The organism is Pseudomonas defluvii (assembly GCF_001695625.1).
Classification (GTDB): domain Bacteria; phylum Pseudomonadota; class Gammaproteobacteria; order Pseudomonadales; family Pseudomonadaceae; genus Aquipseudomonas; species Aquipseudomonas defluvii.
Window position 1 is genome coordinate 1 of sequence record NZ_MBPN01000196.1, and the last position, 4,351, is coordinate 4,351.

Genomic DNA, 4,351 nt, shown 5'->3' on the forward strand with positions numbered 1-4,351 from the left:
GCGCGGGCAAGTTCAGGCCGCTACGACCGCTGCAACCGGCTTAGCGTGCTTTATTTTCCGTTTTCTGAGGCGACCCCCTTCATCGCGAATTGCACCGCCCAAGACGATCTGCACTGAAATCAATACTTTCTGATGCCTCTTGATTAGAGATGCCAGCCATAATCATCTCATCGCCAACGCATACGGCGTTCGGCAGCCAACACACTCTCACTCACTACTGGAAGCTCAGACATGAAAACCATAGGCATTGAAAACTCGAAGTCCAGCGTACAGGCCCACTTAACGCTTGGAACCAAAACTATGGGGCTAGGTATCTATGGCGCGTACTTGGCTCTCGCTATTATTTACTTCTGGTTCGGCGGCATGAAATTTACCCACTACGAGGCCGAGGGCCTGGTTCCACTGGTGAGCAACAGCCCGCTTTTGGGATGGGTGTATAGCATTTTTTCGGTCGACATGTTCTCCAGCCTGCTCGGCATACTAGAGATTTCGATCGGCACTCTGATCGCAGGCCGCATGCTGTCGCCCAAACTATCCGTGGTAGGAGGCGCTCTGTCTGCAGGCCTGTTCTTCACAACCCTTAGCTTTATGTTTTCCACTCCGGGCGTCATTGAGCCTAGTTTAGGGTTTCCGGCGATTTCCGTTGCGCCAGGTCAGTTTCTGCTTAAAGACTTAGGGTTGCTTGCTGTTTCGATATTTGTGGCAGGCCATTCGCTGGTTGAACTGGAAAAACGTAAAATTAATGCATAATTTTTTCAATGGCTTAAGGCAGTAATGCCTTAGGCCTTTTTGCCATCATTTTCCCCCGCCAGATCTTTCAACCAGTCACGAGGGCTCAACCCCGTCTTGCGTCTAAATGCGCGAGACAGCGCCGAAGGACTTTCGTAGCCGACTTGAGCTGCAATCAGCGTAATCGAGCGCCCTTCTCGCATCAGCTTCTGAGCCAGGCTAACTCGCCAACTCAACAAATAATCAGCAGGCGTCTGTCCGATGACACTCTTGAAATGCACGGCATACGCAGCGCGTGACATATTTGACTCACTGGCCAGCTCTGCTATTGACCAGGCATGTTCCGGGGAGTTGTGCATCTGTAAAAGCGATCGGGCAAGCCGCATGTCGGCCAGTCCAGCCATCATTCCGGTGCGCAACTGGTGATGATCGAGCAGGTAACGGAGCAACAGAATGATTAGGAGCTCAAATAAGCGCTCAAGCGCGGCTTCCCTTCCACAATGCACATTTGCCGCCTCGGCAAACATCCACTCCAACGTGTCTGCCAGCATGGGCAGATCATCGAGTGCGAGCACCAAACAGTCCGGTAATGAAGCCGACAAAGGATTATCAATTCCGCCCTCAAACTCCATGGAAGCACACAACAACTTTGCGCCATCGGACTCACCCGCAAACAATTGATGCTTGGCGGGGCGTGGCATAAAAATCAAGCTAGGGCGAGTGAGCTGCAAATCCTTGCGATCGGGACCAAGCAACGTCACGCTGCCGGCCTGAAGCAGATGGATATAACCTCGCCGCTCGGCGCCATCGTAAGATGCAGAGCCGCATAGGTCGCCGTCATAGAACAGATTGGCCCGCACGCCGAACCGCGAGAGCAAATTAGACAAACGATCCATTGGCCGATCCTTGACGAGTCAGAACGCACAGACCATACCATTGTTGCCGCTGACCGAAAACTGACCCAGTAGAGGCTGTTCTGCCGACTGAAAACTGACCCAGGTGTTCAACTGCTTCTGCTCAATTTTTGAGCAGGAGAACACAGGGTGATCAGTATGGAAATGATGGGCAAAATTCGCCGGATGTATTTCCGCGACAAGCTGTCGCTGCATGAGATAGCCAAGCGCACCGGGTTGGCGCGCAACACGATTCGCAAGTGGGTCAGAGCACCTGAGGCCAAGCCGCCGGTCTACCAACGCCGCGCGATCTTCAACAAACTCAGCCCTTTTCACGCCACGCTGGAGCAGGCGCTAAAAGCCGATTCGCTGCGGCCCAAGCAACAGCGGCGCAGTGCCAAGGCGCTGTTGGCGCAAATCAAAGCCGAAGGTTATGACGGTGGCTACAGCCAGCTCACCGCGTTTATCCGTGCCTGGCGAGGGGGACAGGGCAAGGCGTCGCAGGCCTTTGTGCCGCTGACCTTTGCTCTTGGCGAGGCGTTTCAGTTTGACTGGAGCGAGGAAGGCTTGCTGGTCGGCGGCATTTACCGGCGTATGCAGGTGGCACATCTGAAGCTGTGTGCCAGCCGTGCGTTCTGGCTTGTGGCGTATCCGAGCCAGGGCCATGAGATGTTATTTGACGCCCATACACGCTCGTTCGGCTCCTTGGGCGGCGTGCCGCGCCGGGGCATCTACGACAACATGAAGACCGCCGTCGACAAGGTCAATAAGGGCAAAGGCCGGGCGGTGAATGCGCGCTTTGCGGTGATGTGCGCGCATTACCTGTTCGATCCGGACTTCTGCAACGTCGCCGCTGGTTGGGAAAAGGGCATCGTTGAAAAGAACGTGCAAGACAGCCGCAGGCGTATCTGGCTAGACGCCCAGGACTGCCAGTTTCACTCCTTCGAGGATCTCAATGCCTGGCTGGGCCAGCGCTGCCGCGCGCTTTGGAACGAGCTGACGCACCCTCAATACAGCGGGCTGAGTGTGGCCGAAGTGCTGGAGTTGGAGCGCGCTGAACTGATGCCTGTGCCAGCGCCATTCGACGGTTACGTCGAGCGGCCTGCGCGGGTCTCCAGCACCTGCCTGGTCAGCGTCGGGCGCAACCGCTACTCGGTGCCGTGTGAGTATGCGGGTAAGTGGGTCAGCAGCCGTTTGTATCCGACGCGAATCGAGGTGGTGGCTGACGACGCGCTGATCGCCAGCCATGTCCGCTTGCTGGATCGCGACCAGGTCAGCTATGACTGGCAGCACTACCTCCCGCTGATCGAACGCAAGCCCGGTGCGCTGCGCAACGGCGCGCCCTTTGCTGATCTGCCGGCGCCGCTGCGTCAGCTTAAGCACGGTCTGGGGCGTCATGCCGGCGGTGACCGGATCATGGCGCAAGTTCTGGCTGCCGTACCGGTCGCCGGGCTCGATGCGGTGCTGGTGGCTGTTGAGCTGGTACTGGAAAGCGGCAGCCTGAGCGCCGAACACATCCTCAATGTCGTGGCGCGCCTGGCCGCGACCGAACCACCACCCAGCGTCGAAACCCACTTGTCGCTCAAGGAAGCCCCCGTCGCTAACACGGCGCGCTACGACCGCCTGCGTGGCCAGACCGAGGAGATCGGTCATGCGTGATTTGATGGCGGAACTCAAGGAGCTGCGCCTGCACGGCATGGCCACGGCCTGGGCGGAGTTGACTGCGCAGGGTGAGTCGAACACAGCCTCGTCCAAGTGGCTGCTCGAACACCTGCTGGAACAAGAGCACACAGATCGCGCCATGCGCTCGGTGAGCCACCAGATGAACATGGCCAAGCTGCCGATGCACCGCGACCTGGCCGGCTTCGACTTCAGCGCCTCCAGCGCAGACGCTCGTTTGATCAGCGAACTGGCCAGTCTGGCCTTTACCGACACCGCGCAGAACGTGGTGCTGATCGGTGGGCCTGGCACCGGTAAAACCCACCTGGCCACTGCGCTGGCCGTGTCCGGCATCACCCGGCACGGCAAGCGCGTGCGCTTCTACTCCACGGTCGATCTGGTCAATCTGCTGGAGCGCGAAAAGCACGACGGCAAAGCCGGGCGGATCGCCCAAGCTCTGCTGCGCATGGATCTGGTCATCCTCGACGAACTGGGTTATCTGCCCTTCAGCCAGGCCGGCGGTGCGTTGCTGTTTCACCTGCTATCCAAGCTGTACGAACACACCAGCGTGGTGATCACCACCAACCTGAGCTTCGCCGAATGGTCGAGCGTGTTCGGCGACGCCAAGATGACCACCGCCCTGCTGGATCGGCTGACCCACCACTGCCACATCGTCGAAACCGGTAACGAGTCCTATCGCCTGCAACACAGTAGCTTGGCGGCCCAGGCCAAGATCAAATCACGGGAGCGAAAGCGTAAGGGCGGCCAGGAACCGGAGGACGATGAGCCGTTCTGATTTCATGGCGACGACGGCCTGCTACATGGCTGCGTGTGGCAGGTCTTAAACAACTGAACTGGGCTAGCGAAGGAGTGGGGGCAACAGCAGCTGCGCTGGTAGACTTATCCACAGTTGCTGGTAACAAAATCAGCAATCCGCCCTGGGTCAAATTTCAATCGGCAGGGTGGGTCAATTTTCCATCAGCGCCAACAGCGCTACCGGGCTAGCGGCCTCAATCTGGTAACGGCTGCCGTCGTGTTGTGGAACACGGTCTATCTGGAACGGGCTGCGC

4 protein-coding genes and 1 pseudogene are annotated in these 4,351 nt (G+C 58.1%); 4 read left to right on the forward strand and 1 reads right to left on the reverse strand.

From position 1 onward, the window contains the following. The first annotated feature begins 231 nt into the window (after positions 1-231). Complete coding sequence (locus tag EKA13_RS26045) at positions 232-750, forward strand: YkgB family protein (RefSeq protein ID WP_003464991.1); 519 nt, start codon at positions 232-234, stop codon at positions 748-750. A gap of 29 nt (positions 751-779) precedes the next feature. On the opposite strand, the gene EKA13_RS26050 is transcribed toward EKA13_RS26045, so the two are convergent. Further along, positions 780-1,625 (reverse strand): AraC family transcriptional regulator, encoded by an 846-nt coding sequence (locus tag EKA13_RS26050; RefSeq protein WP_003464995.1) that lies wholly within the window; start codon positions 1,623-1,625, stop codon positions 780-782. Positions 1,626-1,781: 156 nt separating this feature from the next. Here EKA13_RS26050 and istA point away from each other — a divergent pair, with 156 nt between their 5' ends. The 3 genes and pseudogenes from istA to EKA13_RS26065 all read left to right on the forward strand — a co-directional run. After that, a complete protein-coding gene (gene istA, locus EKA13_RS26055; protein ID WP_100250165.1) occupies positions 1,782-3,281 on the forward strand; it encodes an IS21-like element ISPst3 family transposase in 1,500 nt (499 codons plus the stop codon). Beyond that, a complete protein-coding gene (gene istB, locus EKA13_RS26060) occupies positions 3,274-4,077 on the forward strand; it encodes an IS21-like element ISPst3 family helper ATPase IstB (RefSeq protein ID WP_010454871.1) in 804 nt (267 codons plus the stop codon). Before istA ends, istB begins: the two co-directional genes overlap by 8 nt. A 189-nt stretch (positions 4,078-4,266) precedes the next feature. After that, positions 4,267-4,351: pseudogene (locus EKA13_RS26065) on the forward strand (Tn3 family transposase); the annotation flags it as partial.